Origin of the sequence: Segniliparus sp. (assembly GCF_051660745.1) — a bacterium.
GTDB lineage: Bacteria > Actinomycetota > Actinomycetes > Mycobacteriales > Mycobacteriaceae > Segniliparus.
This window is the reverse complement of sequence record NZ_JBOFQF010000042.1, coordinates 163,558-183,564: the sequence shown is the minus strand read 5'-3', so window position 1 is coordinate 183,564 and position 20,007 is coordinate 163,558. Positions and strand designations below refer to the sequence as shown.

The following is a 20,007-nucleotide window of genomic DNA, read 5'->3' as shown; positions in this document are numbered from 1 at the left end:
GCCGTCGCTCCCCGGTGGTTGCGGCTAGTTCGGCGCGTGCGCGGTGAGCAGCCATGCGGGCAATTGCGCTCTGCCCTGCTCGTCGACGGGGAAGTGATGCGTTTCGAAAACGGGCGAGAGCGTCTGCGGTGTTCCGGTGTGCACGACGGCAGGCTTGATGTCGTCTATCTGGAAGTGCTCGCCGACCAGCTGCTCGAGTTCTGATTCGCTCACCGAGTGCTCGGAGAACTCGAATCCGGGCTTGACCGCCTCATGGGAGAAAGTCAGCAGGAAATAGGACGCGCCCGGCGCTGCCGCTCGGGCGATCGACCGGATGTATCCTTCGCGCAGGTCCAGCGAGAGCGCGTGGAAGAGCGTGCTGTCCAGGATGGTCTGGAACCTGCCGTCGCAACCAGAGAGTTTGCTGATATCGGCTTCCCAGAACTCGGCGGACAGCCCGCGTTGTTCGGCCGCGCCCCGCGCCTCGGCGATCGCCGAGGCCGAGAAATCGACGCCGATCGCCCGGTATCCCTTGGCGATCAGATAGAGCACTGTCTCGCCGACGCCGCACCCTGCGTCGAGAACTTCGCTTCGGAATTTCCCCTGGCGCTCAAGCTCGACCATTGCTGGTTGGGGCTCGCCGATATTCCACGGCGGTTTTTCGGCAACGAGGCCAGACCGGCCCTGGTAGATGCTCTCCCAGTCGTCGTCGGCTATGTTTTCCCACCCTTTTTCGGGACGTTTGTCCACCGGCATCGAGCTGCCCTCCAGAACTGTTCGGCATTCGTTTCCTTGCGCTTCAACCTTGCCGCCGCGCGACCGGGGCCGCAATGCCCCGAGCCCGAATGCGTCAATTGGGACACCAGTTCCCCCGGTCGGGCTATTTCACCCGCTCCGCGTCGCCCATGACCACGCCCTCGCGGCGGGGGTCTGCGCCGCCCTCCCAGCCGGTCGCGGTGCGACGGATGGCGGAGAGCCCGGAATCCTGCGGGCGCACGTCCACGACATGCCCCAGTTTTCGCAGCGCCGCGACGAGGGGGTCGTCCGCCCCGTTGTCGGCGGCTTGGACCAGCGGGTGCTCGCCGCCGATGTTCGTCGTCGGCGAATTGCTCGCGCCGAAGTCGACCATGCCGACCGCCTGCTGCGGGTCGAGCCCCCAGTCCAAGAGGGCGACCAGGGTCTTCACCACGTATTGGATGATGGTGCTGCCGCCGGGGGAGCCGAGGGCGAATTCGAGGTCGCCGGATTGCGGTCCGCCCGCCCCGAACACCAAGGTCGGCGACATCGAGCTGCGCGGGCGTTTGCCCGGCTGGACGCAGTTGGCGACGGGGCGGCCCGCGTCGTCGACAGGCTGCGCGGAGAAATCCGTGAGCTGGTTGTTCAGGAAGAACCCGTCCACCAGGTGGTACGACCCGAACGCCGATTCCACGGTCGTGGTCATGCTCGCGGCGTTGCCGTGGGAGTCCACGACGGTGATCTGGCTCGTGCCATGCTCGTGTCCGGGGGCGACGGCGAAATCGACCGGGCCGAAGTCGCCCGCCGCCGCGACGCCCATGCTGTGGCCGGGGTCGACGAGCCTCGCCCGCTCCGCGAGGTACGCCGGGGCGAGCAGTTGCGCGGGGGAGCCGCCCGGCGGCGGCACGAAGTCCGGGTCCGCGAGGTACTTGTCCCGGTCGGCGTATGCGAGCCGCTCGGCCTCTGCGACGAGGTGCACGGCCTGCGGGTCCGGCCGCCCGCCGTCGTCGCCGAGGTCGCTGAGTTTGCCGAGGTCGCTGAATTTTTTGAGGTCGAAATGCGAGAGGATCCCGAGCGTCTGCGCCACGGCGATCCCGCCCGAGGAGGGCCCCGGCATCTCGCACACCTGGTGGCCCCGGTAGTCGACGCAGACCGGCTGGCGCTTCTTCACGCGGTAGTCCGCGAGATCGCGCAGTGCCATCTGGCCGGGGGTGCGCCCGTTGTCGGAGCGTCCGACCGCGTCCACGATGTCGCGCGCGACCGCTCCGGTGTAGAACGCGTCCGCCCCCTCGCTGGCGACCGCGCCGAGGACTTTGGCGTACGCGGGGTTCGTCAAGATCTCGCCCGCTGCCCTGGGGCTTCCGTCCGGATGCAAGAGATAGGCCCCGGCTTGCGGGTCCCGGCGCAGGCTCGCGGCCTCGGGCGCGATCACTCCGGCCATCCGGGGGCTGATCGCGAAGCCGTGGTCGGCGAGGGAGATCGCGGGGTCGAAAAGCTCGCGCCATGGCTTCGCGCCGTGCTCGCGCTGGGCGAGCTCAAGGAGCCGCAGCACGCCGGGGACCCCGATGGAGCGCCCGCTCGCCCGCGCGCTTGGCTTCGGCTCGGTCCGGTCGGCCTCGTCGACCTGGCGCAGGTAGTCGCCCGTCGCGGCGGCGGGCGCGGTCTCCCGCCCGTCGTAGGCTTCGAGCACGCGCTTCGCCGCGTCGTAGTACAGCAGGAACGCGCCTCCGCCGACGCCCGAGGACTGGGGCTCGGCGAGGCCGAGGACCGCCTGCGCCGCGACGAGCGCGTCCGCCGCAGTGCCGCCGGAGCGCAAGACGCCGCAGGCGGCCTTGCTCGCCAACGGGTTCGCGGTGACCACCATGGAGCTTCGGGTTTCGACGGCCTTCATGCCGGTCCGGTAGCCGCTGGCGTGCTCGGGACGGCTCGCGAAGTCCTGGCCGCCCTCGGCGTCCGAGACCTTCGCCACGGGCCTGCCGGGGCTCGCGTCCGCGCAGTCCTGCGGCTGCTGACCAGGCTCGGACGAGCAACTGGCCAGGCAGCTGGCATAAAGCAGGAGCGCGACGACGAGCGGCTTCATGCCGACACGCTACACGGACGCGCGCCGCCGCTCTCGGTGAAAGACCGGGCTGTCAGCGCGGGGGCATATGCGCTGGTATGCCGTCGGTGGGAAGCGCTCCGCAGGAAGCCTGGTACGCGTCCTGGAAATGCACGAACGAGACCAATCCGCGTTGCGCGAGATCGGTGAGCTGGTCGTTCGCCTCCGGGCGCAGCGCGGAGAACGGATCGGCGAGGTAGCTGTCGATGACGCCCGTGCCCTCGTCCACCATGTCGGTGAGTTGGGCGGTCGCGCCGCTCAGCCTCGGCGCGGTGATGTCGGGCCCCGCCTCGTGGAGCGCGCCGCCCGTCTCGTGCAATGTCGCAGAGAGGGTCTGGCCTTTGGCGTAGAGGCCCATCGGGTCGTTTTGCCATGCCATGACGTCGACTTCGCCCGTGGTGCCCGCAAGGTCGTGGTACTGGGCCTGCAACGAGACGAGGCCGGGCATCGATTCCTCCAATGCGGCGCAGGAGGACGCGGCCCCTGCCGATTCGGCCCCCGCCGGGGCGAGCCCCGCCAGCGGGCCTGCGGCGGCGATGGCGAGGATAGGGAGAAGGTGGAGTTGCATGACGCCTCCAGTTGTGATGATGCGCAGCGCGGAGTCGTTTGCGCGATTGACGGCGAAAGCGACGGCGGCTCAGACCCCGAGCAGGTCGAGTGATGTTCGTCACGTATCGCCAAAAACCAATGTACGCCAGGAAACCGGCGCTCGCCGCAGCCGGTGGACGGTGCGGATACGCTACACCGATGAAGATCGCAGTGCTGCCCGGCGACGGGATCGGCCCCGAAGTCGTCGAGGCCGCGCTGCCCGTCGTCGAGGCGCTTGGTCTGCCGTGGGAGCTGCGGTTCGGCGAGATCGGCTGGTCGTGCTGGCGGCGCGGGGGCGACCCGGTGCCGGAGGCGACGTGGCGGCTGGTCGAGGAGTCGGACGGCGGCCTCCTCGGCGCGGTGACGAGCAAGCCGGAGCGCGAGGCGCAGGCCGAGCTCGACCCCGAGCTGCGCGGCAGGGGGCTCGCATACGTCTCGCCGGTGGTCCAGCTACGGCAGCGTCTCGACCTGTACGCGAATCTGCGCCCGGCCGCCGACTTCCTCGGCAGCCCGCCGCGATTCGACTACGCCATCGTGCGGGAGAACACCGAGGGGCTCTACGCGGGCTTCGACGTCGCCGACGTCCATGGCGAGTTGTGGGAGCTGGTGCGGCGGCATCCGAACGCCGCGCGCTCCGGTCCGGAGGGGGTGCGCGTCGCCCTGCGGCTGCAGACCGACGTCGGGACGGACCGGATCCTGCGCTTCGCCTTCGAGCTGGCCCGCCGCGAGGGACGGACGAGCCTCGTCGTGGCCGACAAGCCGAACATCCTGCGCGCGAGCGGGCAGCATCTGCGCGAGCGGCTCGCGCTCGTCGCGCCGGACTACCCGGAGGTGGCGGCCGAGGTCCAGAACGCGGACGCGGTGGCGATGCGGCTGGTGGCGGATCCGGGCGGCTTCGGAGTGGTCGTCGCGGAGAATCTGCTCGGGGACGTCCTCTCGGACGTCGCGGCTGGCGTCTCGGGCGGCCTGGGCCTTGCGCCGAGCGGGAACGTCGGCGAGCGGTGGAGCTACTTCGAGCCGGTCCACGGCAGCGCCCCCGACATCGCGGGGCAGGGTGTCGCGAATCCGCTCGGGACGATCCTGTCCATCGCGGGCCTGGCCGAACATCTCGGCTCGCGGGACGAGGCGGACGCGCTCCGCCGCGCCGTTCGCACGGTCGTGGCCCGAGGCGAGCACGTGACCCCCGACCTCGGCGGCGGCGCGACGACCGGCCAGGCGGCGAGGGCGGTCATCGCGGCGCTGGGCTGAGCCGAGCGTCTAGGTGCATTGCATGACAAGCCAAGTCTGGTCGAACGCGCCTGCCCGCAGATTCGCCTCGGTGAGCAAGAAATACAGAACGCCGACGTCGCCCCACATCCAATCGTGGTCCATGTCCCAGTGCGAGTCGATTTGGAGCACGAGCCGCCAATCGTCCGGTCCGGCCGCGAACGGGGTGCCCATGGTGTAGTCGGTGGCGTAGTCGAAGACGGAGCTCTGGACGAGGTCGGGCCACCCGCCGAGCTGGTGGTAGTGCCCGTCTCCGGTGCTGCACAGAGGGGCGGACGACCACTCTTCCCATGGCTCCACGAAGTCGTAGAACGCCCATTGGTCGGTGATGCCGTGCTTTTGGAGCAGCGCCTCTGTCCTCAGCTCTTCGATATCTGGCAGCGAGCAGACCGGTTTCGGCTCCAACGATCTCGACGGGAACGCTTTGACCGCGCGATCTGGAGTCCGAGCCGTGGCCTCGGGGCTCGAGAGGAGGACCCGCCACTCGCCGAATTGGTCGACTTCCCCCCACGGCAGAAGAACGTCCGCCTTGAAATCGTCCAGGATGGAGAAGAAGTTGAGGAACCCTTCCGTTGGCAGGCCTGTGGCGGCCGCGAACGGGGCGAGCTGCTCGAGGTCGAGCAGGGCGAGGAAGCTCAGCGGCCTGTCCTTCCGCACTGGCCAGGGCATCTCGGGATCGAGGAGCGGGAGTCCGCCGAAACGGGAGGCCCGATGCTCGTCGCCCGAGGGCGCGCCGACCGCCAACTGCGCTGCAGGCTTGCGCAGCGCCCACAGCTCCTCCGCGAGCCCGTCGCCGAGGTGCTCCCGTGCCAGCTCGAGGAACGCCGCTTCTTTTCCCGCCCGGATTCTCATAGGCCGAGTATATGTCGGCAAGCCGGGCTACTGTTGTGCCATGGCAATCAACCATCCCTCCGCGCGCAGCGAGAACGACTCCTGGGACATCGTGTCGAGCGTCGGGTACACGGCGCTCGGCGTCGCGTCGGCCCGCGCGTTGCAGAGCCGTCGGGCCCAGCCGCTCGCGCTTGACCCGTTCGCGGAGGCTTTCGTCAAGGCTGCGGGCCACCCGGAGACGGACGCGCAGCTCGCGAACGCGGGGGACGAGGCCGATTGGGACGAGCGGACAGCGCTCTGGGCGGACTTCTTCGGCTCCCGGACGCGCTATTTCGACGAGTATTTCGCCGCCTCGGCCACGCCGCAGGTCGTGATCCTCGCCTCGGGCCTTGACGCGCGGGCCTACCGGATCCCATGGGCCAAAGGAGTCGTGCTGTTCGAGGTGGACCAGCCCGAGGTGCTGCGGTTCAAAGGGGAGGTCATCGGCAAACTCGGCGCGCAGCCGCTGGTGGAGCGCCACGAGGTCGCGGCCGACCTCCGGGACGACTGGCCCGTCGCGCTCAAGGCCGCTGGGTTCGACCCCGCGAAGCCGACGGCCTGGCTCGCCGAAGGCCTGCTGATCTACCTGCCGGGCGCGGCGCAGGACGCGCTCTTCGAGCAGATCAACGCGCTGTCCGCCCCGGGAAGCCACATCGGCGCGGAGAACGGGTTCCGCCCCGGCGACGTCGGGCGGATCCGCGAAGCGGCCGCGAAGGGCTTGTCCCTCGGTGCCGAGGATTCCGCGTTCGACGTGACCTCCTTGTGGTACGACGACCCGAGAGAGCTCCCGGAGCGGTGGCTCGCCGAACGGGGCTGGGACGTCGCCCCGGTCAACCGGGCGGAGCTGGCCGCCTCGCAAGGCAGGCCGTTCCCGGACCGGTTCGCCGAGCTGTGGCGTTCGAGCGGTTATTTCACCGCCGAACGTCGATGACCGCCCCGGCTCGGGGACCTGTGGATCGACTCACAGGGAGGGAGATCGGCCCGCGCGCTAGCCTTGAGGGCGTGGTAGACCCGGTGACCGTTCCTCGCCTTGCAGGCGGGCTGGCCCGCCCCGCGGCGGGGACCATCCCGACCGAGCCTGGCGTCTACCGGTTCCGAGATCCTTCTGGCCAGGTGATTTATGTCGGCAAGGCCAAGAATCTCCGGGCCAGGCTGTCCAATTACTTCCAGGACCTCTACGCGCTCGCGCCGCGCACCAGGCAGATGGTGACGACGGCCGCCACGGTGGAGTGGACCGTGGTGGCCACCGAGGTCGAGGCGTTGCAGCTGGAGTTCAACTGGATCAAGGAGTTCGACCCCCGGTTCAACGTCCGCTACCGCGACGACAAGAGCTACCCGATGCTGGCGGTGAGCCTGAACGAGGAGTACCCGCGCCTGTTCGTCTACCGTGGCGCGCGCCGCAAGGGCGTCCGGTATTTCGGCCCGTACTCCCACGTGTGGGCGATCCGCAACACGGTGGACCTCTTGACCAAGGTGTTCCCCGCCCGGACGTGCTCGAACGGCGTGTTCAAGCGGCACGGCCAGATCGGCAGGCCGTGCCTGCTCGGCTATATCGACAAATGCTCCGCGCCCTGCGTCGACCGGGTGAGCGCCGCCGAGCACAGGGAGATCGTGGAGTCCTTCTGCGACTTCCTGGCGGGCGGGGCCGACACGCTGGTGCGCGAGACCCGCAAGCGGATGCTGGCGGCCTCCGAGGAGCTCGACTTCGAGACGGCCGCGCGGCTGCGCGACGAGCTCTCGGCGCTGGACAAGGCGCTGGAGCACCAGGCCGTCGTGCTCGCCGACGGCTCGGACGTGGACGTGGTGGCGTTCGACTCCGACGACCTTGAGGTGGCGGTGCAGGTCTTCCAGGTGCGCGAGGGCAGGGTGCGCGGCCAGCGCGGCTGGGTGGTGGACAACGTGTACAGCTCCCAGCCGGAGACGCAGAGCGACATGGTGGAGGAGTTCCTCCTGCAGTTCTACGGCGACCTCGTCGAGCATTCCGAGACGACGGACCGGTTCGGCCGCTCGGCGCGTTTCGCCGCCGCCCCGCGCGAGATCCTGGTCCCCGAGCTGCCGGGCGACGTCGACGGGTTCACCACGTGGCTCTCGACGCTGCGGGGCGGCCCGGTGGCGTTGCGCGTGCCGCAGCGCGGCGACAAACGCAAGCTCATGGAGACGGTCGCGCGCAACGCGCACGAGGCCCTCGCGCAGCACAAGCTGCGCCGCAGCGGCGACTTCACCGAGCGCTCGGCCGCGTTGCAGGAGATCTACGAGGCGCTCGACCTGCCCGCGCCGCCGATCCGGATGGAATGCGTCGACATCTCGCACGTCCAGGGCACGGACGTGGTCGCGTCGCTGGTCGTGTTCGACGACGGGCTGCCGAAGAAGGCCGACTACCGGCACTACACGGTCAAGGGGACGGACGGCGTCGTCGGGAACGACGACACGGGGAATATCGCGGAGGTCGTCCGTCGCCGGTTCGCGCACCGCCAGTCCGAGAAGGGCGGCGACCGTCCGGACCCCGGACTCCTGGTCATCGACGGAGGGCAGCCGCAGGTTCGGGCCGCCTTCGAGGCGCTCACGGAATTGGGCGCCTCGGACATCCCGGTGGTCGGGCTCGCGAAACGGCTCGAAGAGCTGTGGCTGCCGGACGAGGAGGACCCGGTGATCCTGCCGCGCAGCAGCGCGGGCCTGTTCTTGCTGCAGCGGATCCGGGACGAGGCCCACCGCTTCGCGATCGCCCACCATCGGCAGAAGCGCTCGAAGCGGATGACCGCCTCGGCGTTGGACGAGGTGAAAGGCCTCGGCGAGCGTCGGCGCGCGCAGCTGGTCAAGCATTTCGGCTCGGTGCGCAAGCTCGCGGACGCGAGCGCGGAGGAGATCGCGGCGCTGCCCGGCTTCGGCCCGGTGCTCGCCGGGGCGGTCGTCGCCGCGTTGCAAAAGACGGCGCTCGACAAAAAGGACGGCACGGCGGAAGTGGCATCATGACGGAACCCGAGAAGAAGCCAGAGAGCCCCGCGATCGAGGTCCTCTTCCTCACCGGCCTGTCCGGGGCGGGCCTCGGCACGGCGGCGAAGATCCTCGAAGACGTCGGGTGGTACGTGGCCGACAACCTTCCGCCGAAGCTGGTCACCCGCATGGTGGAGATCGGTCTCGACCCGGAGACCCGGATTCCCCGGCTCGCGGTGCTGGTGGACTCTCGGACCAGGGATTTCACTGGCGACATCCACTCGCTCCTCGCGGAGCTGCGCGGCCAGGGCCTCGATCCGAAGGTGCTGTTCCTCCAGGCCTCCGACGAGGTCCTGATCCGCCGCTTCGAGTCGGTCCGCCGCCGCCATCCCCTGCAGGGCCACGACACCCTGGCCGAGGGGATCGAGCGGGAGCGCGCCCTCTTGGAGCCGCTCTACGCGGAGGCGGACTCGATCCTCGACACCTCGGTCTCCTCGGTCAAAGAGCTGAGGGACATGGTGGAGCAGGAGTGGGGCGGCTCGGCAGCCCGCGCGAAGACCAGTGTGACCGTGCAGTCCTTCGGGTTCAAATACGGGCTCCCGCTCGACGCGAACATGGTCGCCGACGTGCGGTTCCTGCCGAACCCGCATTGGGTGCGCCAGCTGCGCGACCACACCGGGCTGGAGGCCGAGGTCTCGGAGTACGTGTTGGGCGCGCCCGGGGCCAAGGAGTACCTGCGGACCTACCACGAGCTGCTGCGCCTCGTGCTCACCAGCTACCGCAAGGAGGCGAAGCGCTATATGACGATCGCGGTCGGCTGCACCGGCGGCAAGCACCGCAGCGTGGCCATGGCGGTGGCGTTGGGGGCGCTCATCGGGCAAGACGAACGGCTGACCGTCCGGGTGATCCACCGCGACCTGGGGCTGGAGTGACGATGGCCCGGCATGCGCAGAAAGGCTCCGAGGAGCTCTCGGTGGTGGCGTTGGGCGGGGGGCACGGCCTCTACGCGACCCTTTCGGCGGTTCGGCGCCTCACCAAGGACGTGACGGCGGTGGTGACCGTCGCGGACGACGGCGGCTCCTCAGGCAGGCTGCGCCACGAGCTCGATGTGATTCCGCCGGGGGATTTGCGGATGGCGCTCGTGGCGCTCGCCCCGGACGACGGCGAGTCGGGAATCTGGGCGGAGGTGCTCCAGCACCGGTTCGGCGGGGTCGGGGCGCTCGCGGGCCATCCCGTGGGGAACCTCCTGCTCGCAGGGCTCGCCGAAGTGCTCGGCGACCCGGTCCAGGCGCTGGACGTGATGGTCCGGACCTTCGGGGTCCAAGGCCGCGTGCTGCCGATGTCGACGGTGCCGCTGCACATCGAGGCGGAGGTCTCGGGCATCGAGGAGGACCCTCGGCTCATCCGCAGAATCCGAGGCCAAGTTGCAGTTGCGACGACACCGGGTAAGGTTCGGCGGGTAAGGCTGCTGCCGATGGAGCCACCAGCCTGCGCAGAAGCCGTCGACGCGATCACGCGCGCCGACTTGGTCGTGATCGGGCCGGGGTCGTGGTTCTCCAGCGTCATTCCGCACGTGCTCGTGCCGGATCAGCTGCACGCTTTGACCGCGACCGCTGCGCGAAAAGTGCTCGTGTTGAATCTCGCTCCGGAACCGGGCGAGACGGCGGGCTTCTCCACTGAGCGGCACCTGCACGTGCTCTCCCAGCACGCGCCGGGGTTGCGAGTGGACCATATTGTGGTCGATGCGGCCTCGGTGCCGGACGGCGTGGAGCGAGAACAGCTCGCCCGGGCGGCCGCCCGGGTCGGCGCGACCCCGACGTTCGCCCAGGTGGCGATCCCGGGGACGCATCAGCACGACCCGAAGGCGCTGGCTGCTGTGCTTATGGAATTGACAGGGCTCGCGGAGTTGATAGGGCAAGAGGATGGCGGTCTATGACCAACGGAATGACGATAGATATCAAGGACGAGCTGTGCATGGTGCCGCCGGGGGCGCTTTCGGCGCGTAAGGCCGAGGTGGCCGCCGTGCTGCGGTTCGGCGGCGGCCTGCAGATCCTGTCCGGGCGGATCGTGGTGGGCGCGGAGCTCGACCACGCCGGATCCGCGAAACGGCTTCGGCTCGGCCTGCACGAGCTCCACGGGGCGGCGAGCGAGGTCCACATCCTGCCTCCCGGCGGGTCCCACAAGTACCACCGCTACGTGGTGCGGGTGACCAGGGGCGGGGAGATGCTGGCCCGTCAGACCGGGATGATCGACGGGCAGGGCCGCCCGGTGGTGGGACTGCCCGCCGCAGTGGTGAACGGAAGCCTCGAGGACGTGGAAGGGGCCTGGCGCGGCGCGTTCCTCGCGAGCGGCATGCTCGCGGCGCCCAGCCGCACGGCGGCGCTGGAGATCGCGGCTCCCAGCCCGCTCGCGGCGCTGGCGCTGGTCGGGGCGGCCCGCAGGCTCGGAGTCCAGGCGAAGTCCCGCGAGCTGCGCGGCCAGGACCGGGTCGTGGTGCGCGACGCGGAGGCGATCGGCGAGCTGCTCACCCGGATGGGCGCGAAGAGCAGCTGGAAAGTGTGGGAGGAGCACCGGCAGCAGCGCCAGGTCCGCACGGCCCCGCAGCGCCTCGCCAATTTCGACGACGCGAATCTGCGCCGCTCGGCCCGCGCCGCGCTCGCCTCGGCCGCCAGGGTCGAGCGCGCCATCGAGATCCTCGGCTCCGAGGTGCCCGACCATTTGTTCGTCGCGGGCAAGCTGCGCATGGCCCACAAAGAGGTCTCGCTGGAGCAGCTGGGCTCCCTGTCCGAGCCGCCGATGACGAAGGACGCCATCGCGGGCCGGATCCGCAGGCTCTTGTCCATGGCGGACAAGGTCGCCGCGCTCCGCGGCGTGCCCGACACCGAGTCCGCAGTTTCTCCGGACCTGTTGGAGGACGAGGACTGATGGCGCTCGGGGTCCGGCTCCTCGCGTGTCCGTTCCTCGTCCTGGCCATGTGTTTCGCGCCTGCCCGCGCTGACGAGGCGGGCCCGGCGAAGATCATCATCGACACCGACTTCGCGACCATGCTGGACGACGGGCAGGTCGTCGCCATGGCGGCGCAATTGCGCGCCGAGGGGAAGATCGACCTCCTCGGGGTCGCCGTGGTGAGCGGCGACGAGTGGCGGGACCAAGAGATCGCCGAGGCCGTGCGCATGACCGAGCGGCTCGGGATCGGGGAGTCCGTCGGCGTGTACCCCGGAGCCGACCTGCCGCTCGCGCACGACCGCGCCGCAGTGGCCGCCGATTTCGCGGCGGGCGCGGGCGGCGACGGCTTCATCGGGGCCTGGGGGACGAAGAAGCCACGCTCGAAGGCCGACCTGGTCCCCCCGCCGGACGGCTTCGCCGAGCGCACCGAGCCCCGCAGGCAGCGCGCGGCGGACTTCATCGTCCAGTCGGCGCGCGCGCATCCGCACGAAATTACGATCGTCGCGATTGGACCGCTGACCGACCTCGCGCTCGTCGCCCGCGAGCACCCCGACGTGGTGGGGCTCATCAAGCAGGTCGTCGTCATGGGCGGCGCGTTCGACGTGCCGGGGAACACGACGGCGAAGGCCGAGCTGAACTGGTGGTTCGACCCGGTCGCGGCGGACGAGGTGTTGAAGCTGCCGGTGCCGGTGGTCGTCGCCCCGCTCGACCTCTCGGCCACCACGCCGCTGACCGGCGAGGTCTACCGGCGGATCGCGCGCCCGGCGCGCCCGACGGCGATCACCGACCTCTACCGCGAGATCGTCGGCGCGGGCCTCGACGGCAAGGGCGGGTTCGAAGACGATCCCGGCTACACCCAGCCGCTGTGGGACCAATCGGCGCTGGCGTACGCGGTCGACCCGAGTTTCGCCACCACGCGGCGCGTGGTGTGGCCTGCCGTGGTCGCGAAGCCCGGCGCGTCCGACGGCGCCGTCTCGTACAGCGCGGCCCCCGTTCCCGGCCGCCGTCCGGTGACCGTGCTCACTCGTTTCGACAACGACCGCTACTACAGCTGGTACGTGGACCTCATGACCCGTCCCGTCCCGCCGGGGGGATAGGGGCGTCTGCGTGGCGCTCCGAGAAAACCACTAGGCTGGGCCGTGCAACCGCACAACTGACTTACGAAGGAGTTCGCACGTGGCCATTCGAGTAGGCGTCAACGGTTTCGGACGGATCGGTCGGAACTTCTTCCGGGCGGCGCACGCGGCGAAAGCGGCCGGTCGCGCGGACTTCGAAATTGTGGCCGTGAACGACCTCACCGACCCGGCGCACCTGGCCCACCTCCTCAAGTACGACTCGATCCTGCGCCGCTTCCCCGAGGAGGTCTCGGTCGACGGCCAGGACATCGTCGTCGGCGGCCAGAAGATCCGCGCGCTCGCGATCAAAGAGGGCCCGGCGGCCCTGCCGTGGGGCGAGCTCGGCGTCGACGTCGTGGTCGAGTCCACCGGCATCTTCACCGACGCCGCCAAGGCCAAGGGCCACCTCGAAGCCGGCGCGAAGAAGGTCATCATCTCCGCCCCCGCCACCGGCGAGGACCTGACCGTGGTGCTCGGCGCGAACGAGGACAAGTACGACGGCAGCCAGAAGATCATCTCGAACGCCTCCTGCACCACGAACTCCATCGCCCCGGTGCTCAAGGTGATCGACGAGGCCTTTGGCATCGTGCGCGGCGGCCTCACCACGGTCCACGCCTACACCCAGGACCAGAACCTGCAGGACGGCCCGCACAAGGACCTGCGCCGCGCCCGCGCCGCCGCGCTGAACATCGTCCCGACCTCGACCGGGGCCGCGAAGGCCATCGGCCTCGTCCTCCCGCAGCTGGTCGGCAAGCTCGACGGCTACGCGCTGCGCGTGCCGACCCCGACCGGCTCGATCTCCGACCTCACGCTCGACGTCGAGAAGGAAGCGACGGTGGAGTCGGTGAACGCCGCCGTGCAGGCCGCCGCCGAGGGCCCGCTCAAGGGCATCTTGAAGTACTCGACCGACCCGATCGTCTCCGGCGACATCATCGGCGACCCGCACTCCAGCATCTTCGACGCGCCGCTGACCAAGGTCGTCGCGGGCCAGATCAAGGTCGCGGCCTGGTACGACAACGAGTGGGGCTACTCCTCGCGGCTTGTGGACCTGATCGGCCTGGTCGGCAAGTCCCTCTCCTGAGAAAGGACGTTGCTCATGGCGATCTCCACGCTTGAAGACCTGCTCGCCGCAGGCGTCGCCGGACGGGGCGTGCTCGTGCGCTCCGACCTGAACGTCCCGCTGGACGGCTCCGCGATCACCGACCCCGGCCGGATCGTCGCGTCGGTCCCGACCATCAAGAAGCTCGCCGAGGCGGGCGCGAAGGTCGTGGTCGCCGCGCACCTCGGCAGGCCGGACGGCTCTCCCGACCCGAAGTACTCGCTCGCCCCGGTGGCCGTCGAGCTCGCCGAGCGGCTCGGACGGCACGTCCAGCTGGCGGGCGACGTGGTCGGGCAGGACGCGCTCGCGCGTTCGGAGGGCCTGACCGACGGCGACGTGCTGCTCCTCGAGAACGTGCGCTTCGACCCGCGCGAGACCAGCAAGGACGACGCGCAGCGCGAGTCGCTGGCCCGCGACCTCGTCGAGCTGGTCGGCGAGGACGGCGCGTTCGTCTCCGACGGCTTCGGCGTGGTGCACCGCAAGCAGGCCTCGGTCTACGACGTGGCGAAGCTGCTCCCCGCGTACGCGGGCGACTTGGTCGCCGTCGAGGTGGACGTGCTCAAGCGGCTCACCGAGGCCCCGGAGCGCCCGTACGCGGTCGTGCTGGGCGGCTCCAAGGTCTCCGACAAGCTCGCCGTGATCGAGAACCTCGCCCCAAGGGTGGACACGTTGGTGATCGGCGGCGGCATGGCGTTCACATTCCTCGCGGCCCAGGGCCACTCGGTCGGGGCCTCTCTCTTGCAGGAGGACCAGATCGAGAACGCCAAGAGCCTCCTGGAGCGCTACGGCTCGGTGATCAAGCTCCCCGTCGACGTGGTGGTCGCGGACAAGTTCGCGGCGGACGCGCAGACGCAGAACGTCGCCGCGGACGCGATCCCGGACGGCTGGCTGGGCCTGGACGTCGGCACTGCGACGCACAAGCTCTTCGCGGCGGCGCTGCTGGAGTCCGGCGGGGCGGGGCCTGCGAAGACGATCTTCTGGAACGGCCCGCTCGGGGTGTTCGAGTTCCCGGCGTTCGCCTGGGGCACGCGCACCATCGCGGGCGCGATCGTCGAGGCGACCGCCGAGGGCGCGTTCAGCGTGGTCGGCGGCGGGGACTCCGCGGCCGCCGTGCGGACCTTGAAGCTGGGCGAGGACGACTTCTCGCACATCTCCACCGGCGGCGGCGCGTCCCTCGAATTCCTCGAAGGCAAGACCCTGCCGGGCATCGCCGTGCTCGACCGCTAAAGTCGTCAGCTATGACTTCTGCGGCGCGCAAGCCCCTCATCGCGGGCAACTGGAAGATGAACCTCAACCATTTCGAGGCCATCGCCTTGGTGCAAAAGCTCAGCCATGCGCTCAAACCGGAGCACTTCACGACGGTGGACGCCTCGGTGCTCGTCCCGTTCACGGACATCAGGAGCGTCCAGGCCGTGGTGGAGTCGGACGGCCTGCCGGTGAAATACGGCGCGCAGGACATCTCGCAGCATGACGCGGGCGCGTACACCGGCGAGATTCCTGGCGGCTTCCTCGCGAAGCTCGGCTGCACGCAGGTCGCCGTCGGCCACTCGGAACGGCGGGTGTACCACCACGAGACCGACGAGCTGGTGGCGGCGAAGGTCAAGGCCGCGCTGCGCCACGAGCTGACCCCGATCCTCTGCGTCGGGGAGGGCGAGGACGTCCGCGACTCGGGCGGCCATATCTCGCACTGCGACCAGCAGCTCCGCGCCGCCCTCGCAGGCCTGTCCGAGGAGCAGCTGCTCAAGGTCGTCGTCGCGTACGAGCCGATCTGGGCCATCGGGACGGGCAAGGTCGCAAGCCCGAAGGATGCCCAGGAGGTCTGCGGGGCGCTGCGCAAGATCCTCGCGGAGGTCGGCGGGGACGAAGTCGCCCGCACGGTCCGGATCCTCTATGGCGGCTCGGTGGGCAAGGGCAACGCCGCCGAGCTCCTCGCGGAGCCCGATGTGGACGGCGCGCTGGTCGGCGGCGCTTCGCTCAAGGTCGAGGAGTTCGCGGCCATCATCGCCTTCGCGTCGCTGGCCGCCAAGGCCAACTAGCGCAGCAGGCCGCTCAGCGCAGGAGCTTCTCGCGCAACCGGCCGAGCACCTGCTCGTCGAGGCCAAGTCCGCGCCGGAGGTACTCGTCCACCGTCCCGTAGTCGCGCTCGACCTGGGCGAGGCCGGTGCCCAGATAGTCCGGGTGCACCTCGAAGATGGGCGCCCGCGCGTTCGCGGCCTCCGGCCCGTCCTGCGCCTGGGCCTGCTCCAAACGCGTGCGGTTGACCTCGGCGAGGAACGCGTTGCTGAGCAAGTAGTCGGCGAGGACGTCGGAGTCGCTCACCCCCGCGATGAAGAGCAGCATGGCGGCGGTCCAGCCGCTGCGGTCCTTGCCGTACGAGCAGTGGAAGACCACAGCGCCATTGGGCCCGGCTCCGTCGGCCTCGGCGAACGCGTGGAACACCGCGCGGAACTGGTCGCGCTGCTCAGGGTCGGTCACGAAGCCCCGGTTGAGCTTGCGCAGCGACTCGCGGGCCTCGTCGGGGTCCGGAATATGCCCGTAGACCGCTTGTTCGGCCTGCGTCCCGGACCCGAGGACGCTGATGTGCGCGTACCGGGCCCCCGGCGGCACCCGGTCGGGCCTGCGCTCCACCTCCCATGGCGTGCGCAGGTCCACGACCAGCGAGACCGGCAGGCCAGAGAGCAGCGAGCTGTCGGCCTCGTCGGGGTCGAGCGTGCCCGACCGGTAGAACTGGCCGGGGCGCAGCGCTGCGCCGCCGTGTCCGGCGAGCGGACGGGGGTGCCCGACCGCGTCCCGGAAGTTCACCACGCTCGACAGGCTCAGCCGGGCCGTCGGGCAGTCCAACGCTTCGAGTGTCATGTTGGTCACGATAGCGGATGAAGATTGCGCGTGGGTCGCGCCGCAACGCGGGGCGGGGAAGTCGTCCGAGGGCAGCAGCTCGTCATCTGGGGCGGGCGGATGGGGTAGACTACCCCGCCGTGAGACTTACGCTTGAGATCACCATTATGGTGAGCAGCTTGCTGCTGGTCCTCTTGGTGTTGCTGCACCGGGGGAAAGGCGGGGGCCTGTCGTCCCTGTTCGGCGGCGGCGTGCAGTCGAGCCTCTCCGGCTCGACGCAGGCGGAGCGCAACCTGAACCGCATCACGATCTTCGTCGGCCTGGTCTGGCTCGTCGCCATTGTGGGGGTCAGCTACCAGATCAAGCTCAAGACCGAGCAGGACGAGCGCAGGACGGCCGATCCGGGCTACTCCGGAGTCAGCCGGGGCGCGGGCTCCGGCGGAGCCCCGCAGATTCCCCAGATCCCGCCCGCCCCGCAGGACCAAGCGCCCGCGCCTGGAGCGCCTGCCGCCCCTGCTCCGGCCGCTCCGGCCCCGCAGCAGGCCCCGCCCGCGCCGCAGGCTCCCGCCGGGCACTGATCGTTCCGGTGGCGAGCCGGGCGCCAGCCGAGGATACTGGGCTGTGTGACTGACGCGGTATCTCTGTTCGACCCGAACGATCCGGAACGAATCGCCACCGAGCCGTTGCGCGAGGACATCCGGCTGCTCGGCCGCGTCCTCGGCGACATCATCTGCGAGCAATCCGGCCAGCACGTCTTCGACCTGGTCGAACATGCCCGCAAGGAGTCGTTCCGGGTGCGCCGCTCGGAGATCGACCGCGCGGAGTTGGCGGACTTTTTCGCGAATGTCGGCGTCGACGAGGCGATCCCGGTCGTCCGGGCGTTCTGCCAGTTCTTGCTGCTCGCGAATCTCGCCGAGGACATCCACACCGAACGGCGCAGGCGGGTCCACGTCCAGGCGGGCGAGCAGTCGCCCGACAGCACCCTCGCCGCCACCTGGCGCAAACTCGAAGCCGCCGCGCCGGACGAGGAGCGCGTGGCCTCGGCGTTGGTCGGCGCGCTGGTCGCCCCCGTGATCACCGCGCACCCCACGGAGACCCGAAGGCGCAGCGTCTTCGAGGCGCAAGGCCGGATCACGGAGCTCATCCGCTACCTCGACCGGACCGCGCTGGACGAGGCCGAGCGCGACGAGGTGGTCGGCGAGCTGCGGCGGCAGGTGACCGCGTTGTGGCAGACCGCCATCACGAGGCTGTCGCGGGTGCGGATCCAAGACGAGATCGAGATGGGCCTGCGGTACTACCAGGCCTCGCTGTTGGAGATGATCCCGAAGCTCAACCTGGAGGTGGACCGGCAGCTGCGGGAGCGCTGGCCCGCCGCGCGGCCCGAGTCGGCGGAGCCGGTCGTCCGGCCGGGCTCGTGGATCGGCGGCGACCGGGACGGGAATCCGAACGTCGACGCGTCGGTGGTGGCGCGGGCGAGCTGTCGCGCCACGGCGGTGGTCCTTGAGCATTACCTCGCCGAGCTCGTCCTGCTGCAGGACGAGCTGTCGATGTCGCGCCGCCTGGTCGAGGTGGGGGACGCGGTGGCGCAGATCGCCGCCCAGGCCGGGCCTGCGGCGGCGTGGCGGGCGGACGAGCCCTACCGGCAGGCCCTGTACGTGCTGCTGGCGAGGCTCTCGGCGACGGCGCGAGCCTTGGTCCCCGACCCGGTCGAGGGCGCCTCGGACCCGGAGGGGGCGCCCGCGTACCAGAGCCCGGAGGCTTTCCTCGCCGATCTCGACGTGATCGACGCGTCGCTGCGCGAGCACCACGGGACGGCGCTCGCGGAAGGCCGCCTCGCGGTGCTCCGCGAGGCGGTGTCGACGTTCGGGTTCCATTTGCAGAGCCTCGACCTGCGGCAGAACTCCGAAGTGCACGAGCAGGTGGTGGCGGAGCTTTTGGCCTGGGCGGGCGCTTGCCGGGACTACGCCTCGCTCGCCGAGGACGAGAAAGTGCGGCTCCTCGTCGCCGAGCTCTCCACACGGAGGCCTCTTGTCGGCCACGGCCCCTGCGCTTCGGCCGGAGGCGGGCGGGACAACGCGAGATTCAGCGAGCTCGCCACGAAAGAGCTCGGGATCAACGCCGCCGCAGCGAAGATCATCCGCGAGCTGGGCCCGGCGGCGATCCCGAACTACATCATCAGCATGTGCACGTCGGTGAGCGACATGCTCGAAGTGCTGCTGCTGCTCAAAGAGGCCGGGATCTACGATCCGGGGTCCGCCGACGAGCCGCCTGCCTGCCCGCTCAACGTGGTGCCGCTCTTCGAGACCATCGAGGACCTCCGCCAGTCCGCGCCCACGCTCGTCGCGACGCTCGACGTGCCGTTGTACCGCGAGCTGGTGGCGGGCAAGGGCATGCTCCAAGAGGTGATGCTCGGCTACTCGGACTCGAACAAGGACGGCGGCTATCTCGCCGCGAACTGGGCACTGTACCGGGCGGAGCTCGACCTCGTGGAGGCGGCGAAGCTGACCGGGGTCCGGCTGCGGCTCTTCCACGGCAGGGGCGGCACCGTCGGGCGGGGCGGCGGCCCGAGCTACAGCGCGATCCTCGCCCAGCCGCCCGGCGCGGTGGCGGGGTCGCTCAGGCTGACGGAGCAGGGCGAGATCATCGCCGCGAAATACGCGGAGCCGCGCCGCGCCTACCGGAACCTTGAGATCCTGGTCGCGGCCACGCTGGAGGCCTCGCTCTTGGACACCGAGGGCCTCGGCGAAGAAGCCGAGGAGGTGTACGCGCTCTTCGACGACCTCGCCGAGCGGGCACGGGTGGCGTACAGCGCGCTCGTCCACGAGACCCCTGGGTTCGTGGAGTACTTCCTCGCGTCCACCCCGGTGTCCGAGATCGCCTCGCTCAACATCGGCTCGCGCCCCGCCTCGCGCAAGCCCACCGCGTCGATCCGGGACCTCCGGGCGATCCCGTGGGTGCTGGCGTGGTCGCAGTCCAGGGTGATGCTGCCGGGCTGGTACGGCGTCGGCACGGCGTTCGAGCAGTGGGCGGGGGACGACCCGGCGAAGCTCGGCAAGTTGCGCGAGCTCGACCAGCGGTGGCCGTTCTTCCGCGCGGTCCTCTCGAACCTCGCGCAGGTGCTCGCGAAGTCGGACCTCGGCCTCGCCGCCCGCTACGCGGAGCTGGTGCCCGACGCCGAGGTGCGCGAGAAGGTGTTCGGCGCGATCTGCGAGGAGCACGCCCGCACGCTCAAGATGCATGCCGCGATCACTGGCACGGACGACCTTTTGTCGGACAACGCGGCGCTCAAGCGCTCGGTGTACAACCGGTTCCCCTACCTCGAGCCGCTCAACCACCTGCAGGTGGAGTTCCTGCGCCGCTATCGCGCTGGCGACGAGTCGGACCAAGTCCGCCTCGGCATCCATCTGACGATGAACGGCTTGGCCACGGCGCTGAGAAATAGCGGATAGCGGGCAAAGCCGAGTTCCAGCCCCATGGAACCGCCGGGCTGCCCCGCGCGTCTAAGCTTGATGACAACATAATAATTCCCGAGGGAGGACCAGGGC

The 20,007-nt window shown here is 70.1% G+C and carries 16 protein-coding genes and 1 pseudogene; 12 read left to right on the top strand and 5 right to left on the bottom strand.

Annotated elements, in window-relative coordinates:
• Positions 1–24 precede the first annotated feature (24 nt).
• The 3 genes from ACRC20_RS15145 to ACRC20_RS15135 all read right to left on the bottom strand — a co-directional run bounded on the left by ACRC20_RS15145 (position 25) and on the right by ACRC20_RS15135 (position 3,380).
• Positions 25–735, bottom strand: coding sequence for a class I SAM-dependent methyltransferase (locus tag ACRC20_RS15145; RefSeq protein ID WP_438687212.1), 711 nt, complete (start codon positions 733–735; stop codon positions 25–27).
• Between the two features lie 124 nt (positions 736–859).
• Positions 860–2,794, bottom strand: coding sequence for a gamma-glutamyltransferase family protein (locus ACRC20_RS15140; RefSeq protein ID WP_438687211.1), 1,935 nt, complete (start codon positions 2,792–2,794; stop codon positions 860–862).
• Positions 2,795–2,846: 52 nt separating this feature from the next.
• The gene (locus ACRC20_RS15135) at positions 2,847–3,380 is read right to left on the bottom strand and encodes a hypothetical protein (RefSeq protein WP_438687210.1); all 534 of its coding nucleotides are present in this window, start codon (positions 3,378–3,380) and stop codon (positions 2,847–2,849) included.
• A 179-nt stretch (positions 3,381–3,559) separates the two neighbouring features.
• Here ACRC20_RS15135 and ACRC20_RS15130 point away from each other — a divergent pair, with 179 nt between their 5' ends.
• On the top strand, positions 3,560–4,648 hold the full coding sequence (locus ACRC20_RS15130; RefSeq protein WP_438687209.1) for an isocitrate/isopropylmalate dehydrogenase family protein: 1,089 nt from the start codon (positions 3,560–3,562) through the stop codon (positions 4,646–4,648).
• A gap of 9 nt (positions 4,649–4,657) precedes the next feature.
• Here ACRC20_RS15130 and ACRC20_RS15125 read toward each other — a convergent pair whose 3' ends face one another.
• Entirely contained in the window at positions 4,658–5,518 is an 861-nt protein-coding gene (locus ACRC20_RS15125; RefSeq protein ID WP_438687208.1) for a YwqG family protein, read from the bottom strand.
• 40 nt (positions 5,519–5,558) lie between these two features.
• Between ACRC20_RS15125 and ACRC20_RS15120 the strand changes: the two genes are divergently transcribed.
• The 9 genes from ACRC20_RS15120 to tpiA all read left to right on the top strand — a co-directional run bounded on the left by ACRC20_RS15120 (position 5,559) and on the right by tpiA (position 15,663).
• Positions 5,559–6,467 (top strand): SAM-dependent methyltransferase, encoded by a 909-nt coding sequence (locus ACRC20_RS15120; RefSeq protein ID WP_438687207.1) that lies wholly within the window; start codon positions 5,559–5,561, stop codon positions 6,465–6,467.
• Positions 6,468–6,538: 71 nt separating this feature from the next.
• On the top strand, positions 6,539–8,506 hold the full coding sequence (gene uvrC, locus ACRC20_RS15115; RefSeq protein WP_438687206.1) for an excinuclease ABC subunit UvrC: 1,968 nt from the start codon (positions 6,539–6,541) through the stop codon (positions 8,504–8,506).
• Positions 8,503–9,399: an RNase adapter RapZ gene (rapZ, locus tag ACRC20_RS15110; RefSeq protein ID WP_438687205.1), complete on the top strand. Its 897-nt coding sequence runs from the start codon at positions 8,503–8,505 to the stop codon at positions 9,397–9,399. The genes uvrC and rapZ overlap by 4 nt, the downstream gene beginning before the upstream one ends.
• A gap of 2 nt (positions 9,400–9,401) precedes the next feature.
• A complete protein-coding gene (locus ACRC20_RS15105) occupies positions 9,402–10,403 on the top strand; it encodes a gluconeogenesis factor YvcK family protein (protein ID WP_438687204.1) in 1,002 nt (333 codons plus the stop codon).
• Between the two features lie 8 nt (positions 10,404–10,411).
• Complete coding sequence (whiA, locus tag ACRC20_RS15100; RefSeq protein WP_438687430.1) at positions 10,412–11,392, top strand: DNA-binding protein WhiA; 981 nt, start codon at positions 10,412–10,414, stop codon at positions 11,390–11,392.
• Positions 11,392–12,510, top strand: a complete 1,119-nt coding sequence (locus ACRC20_RS15095) for a nucleoside hydrolase (protein WP_438687203.1) — start codon at positions 11,392–11,394, stop codon at positions 12,508–12,510. The genes whiA and ACRC20_RS15095 overlap by 1 nt, the downstream gene beginning before the upstream one ends.
• 79 nt (positions 12,511–12,589) lie before the next feature.
• A complete protein-coding gene (gene gap, locus ACRC20_RS15090) occupies positions 12,590–13,609 on the top strand; it encodes a type I glyceraldehyde-3-phosphate dehydrogenase (RefSeq protein ID WP_438687202.1) in 1,020 nt (339 codons plus the stop codon).
• Between the two features lie 15 nt (positions 13,610–13,624).
• Positions 13,625–14,854: a phosphoglycerate kinase gene (locus ACRC20_RS15085; protein WP_438687201.1), complete on the top strand. Its 1,230-nt coding sequence runs from the start codon at positions 13,625–13,627 to the stop codon at positions 14,852–14,854.
• A gap of 11 nt (positions 14,855–14,865) precedes the next feature.
• Positions 14,866–15,663, top strand: coding sequence for a triose-phosphate isomerase (tpiA, locus tag ACRC20_RS15080; protein ID WP_438687200.1), 798 nt, complete (start codon positions 14,866–14,868; stop codon positions 15,661–15,663).
• A gap of 13 nt (positions 15,664–15,676) precedes the next feature.
• Here tpiA and ACRC20_RS15075 read toward each other — a convergent pair whose 3' ends face one another.
• A complete protein-coding gene (locus ACRC20_RS15075; protein ID WP_438687199.1) occupies positions 15,677–16,483 on the bottom strand; it encodes a tyrosine-protein phosphatase in 807 nt (268 codons plus the stop codon).
• A 119-nt stretch (positions 16,484–16,602) separates the two neighbouring features.
• Between ACRC20_RS15075 and secG the strand changes: the two are divergent.
• Positions 16,603–16,827 (top strand): annotated as a pseudogene (secG, locus tag ACRC20_RS15070) (preprotein translocase subunit SecG); the annotation flags it as partial.
• A gap of 258 nt (positions 16,828–17,085) precedes the next feature.
• Complete coding sequence (gene ppc / locus ACRC20_RS15065) at positions 17,086–19,911, top strand: phosphoenolpyruvate carboxylase (protein WP_438687198.1); 2,826 nt, start codon at positions 17,086–17,088, stop codon at positions 19,909–19,911.
• Positions 19,912–20,007 lie beyond the last annotated feature (96 nt).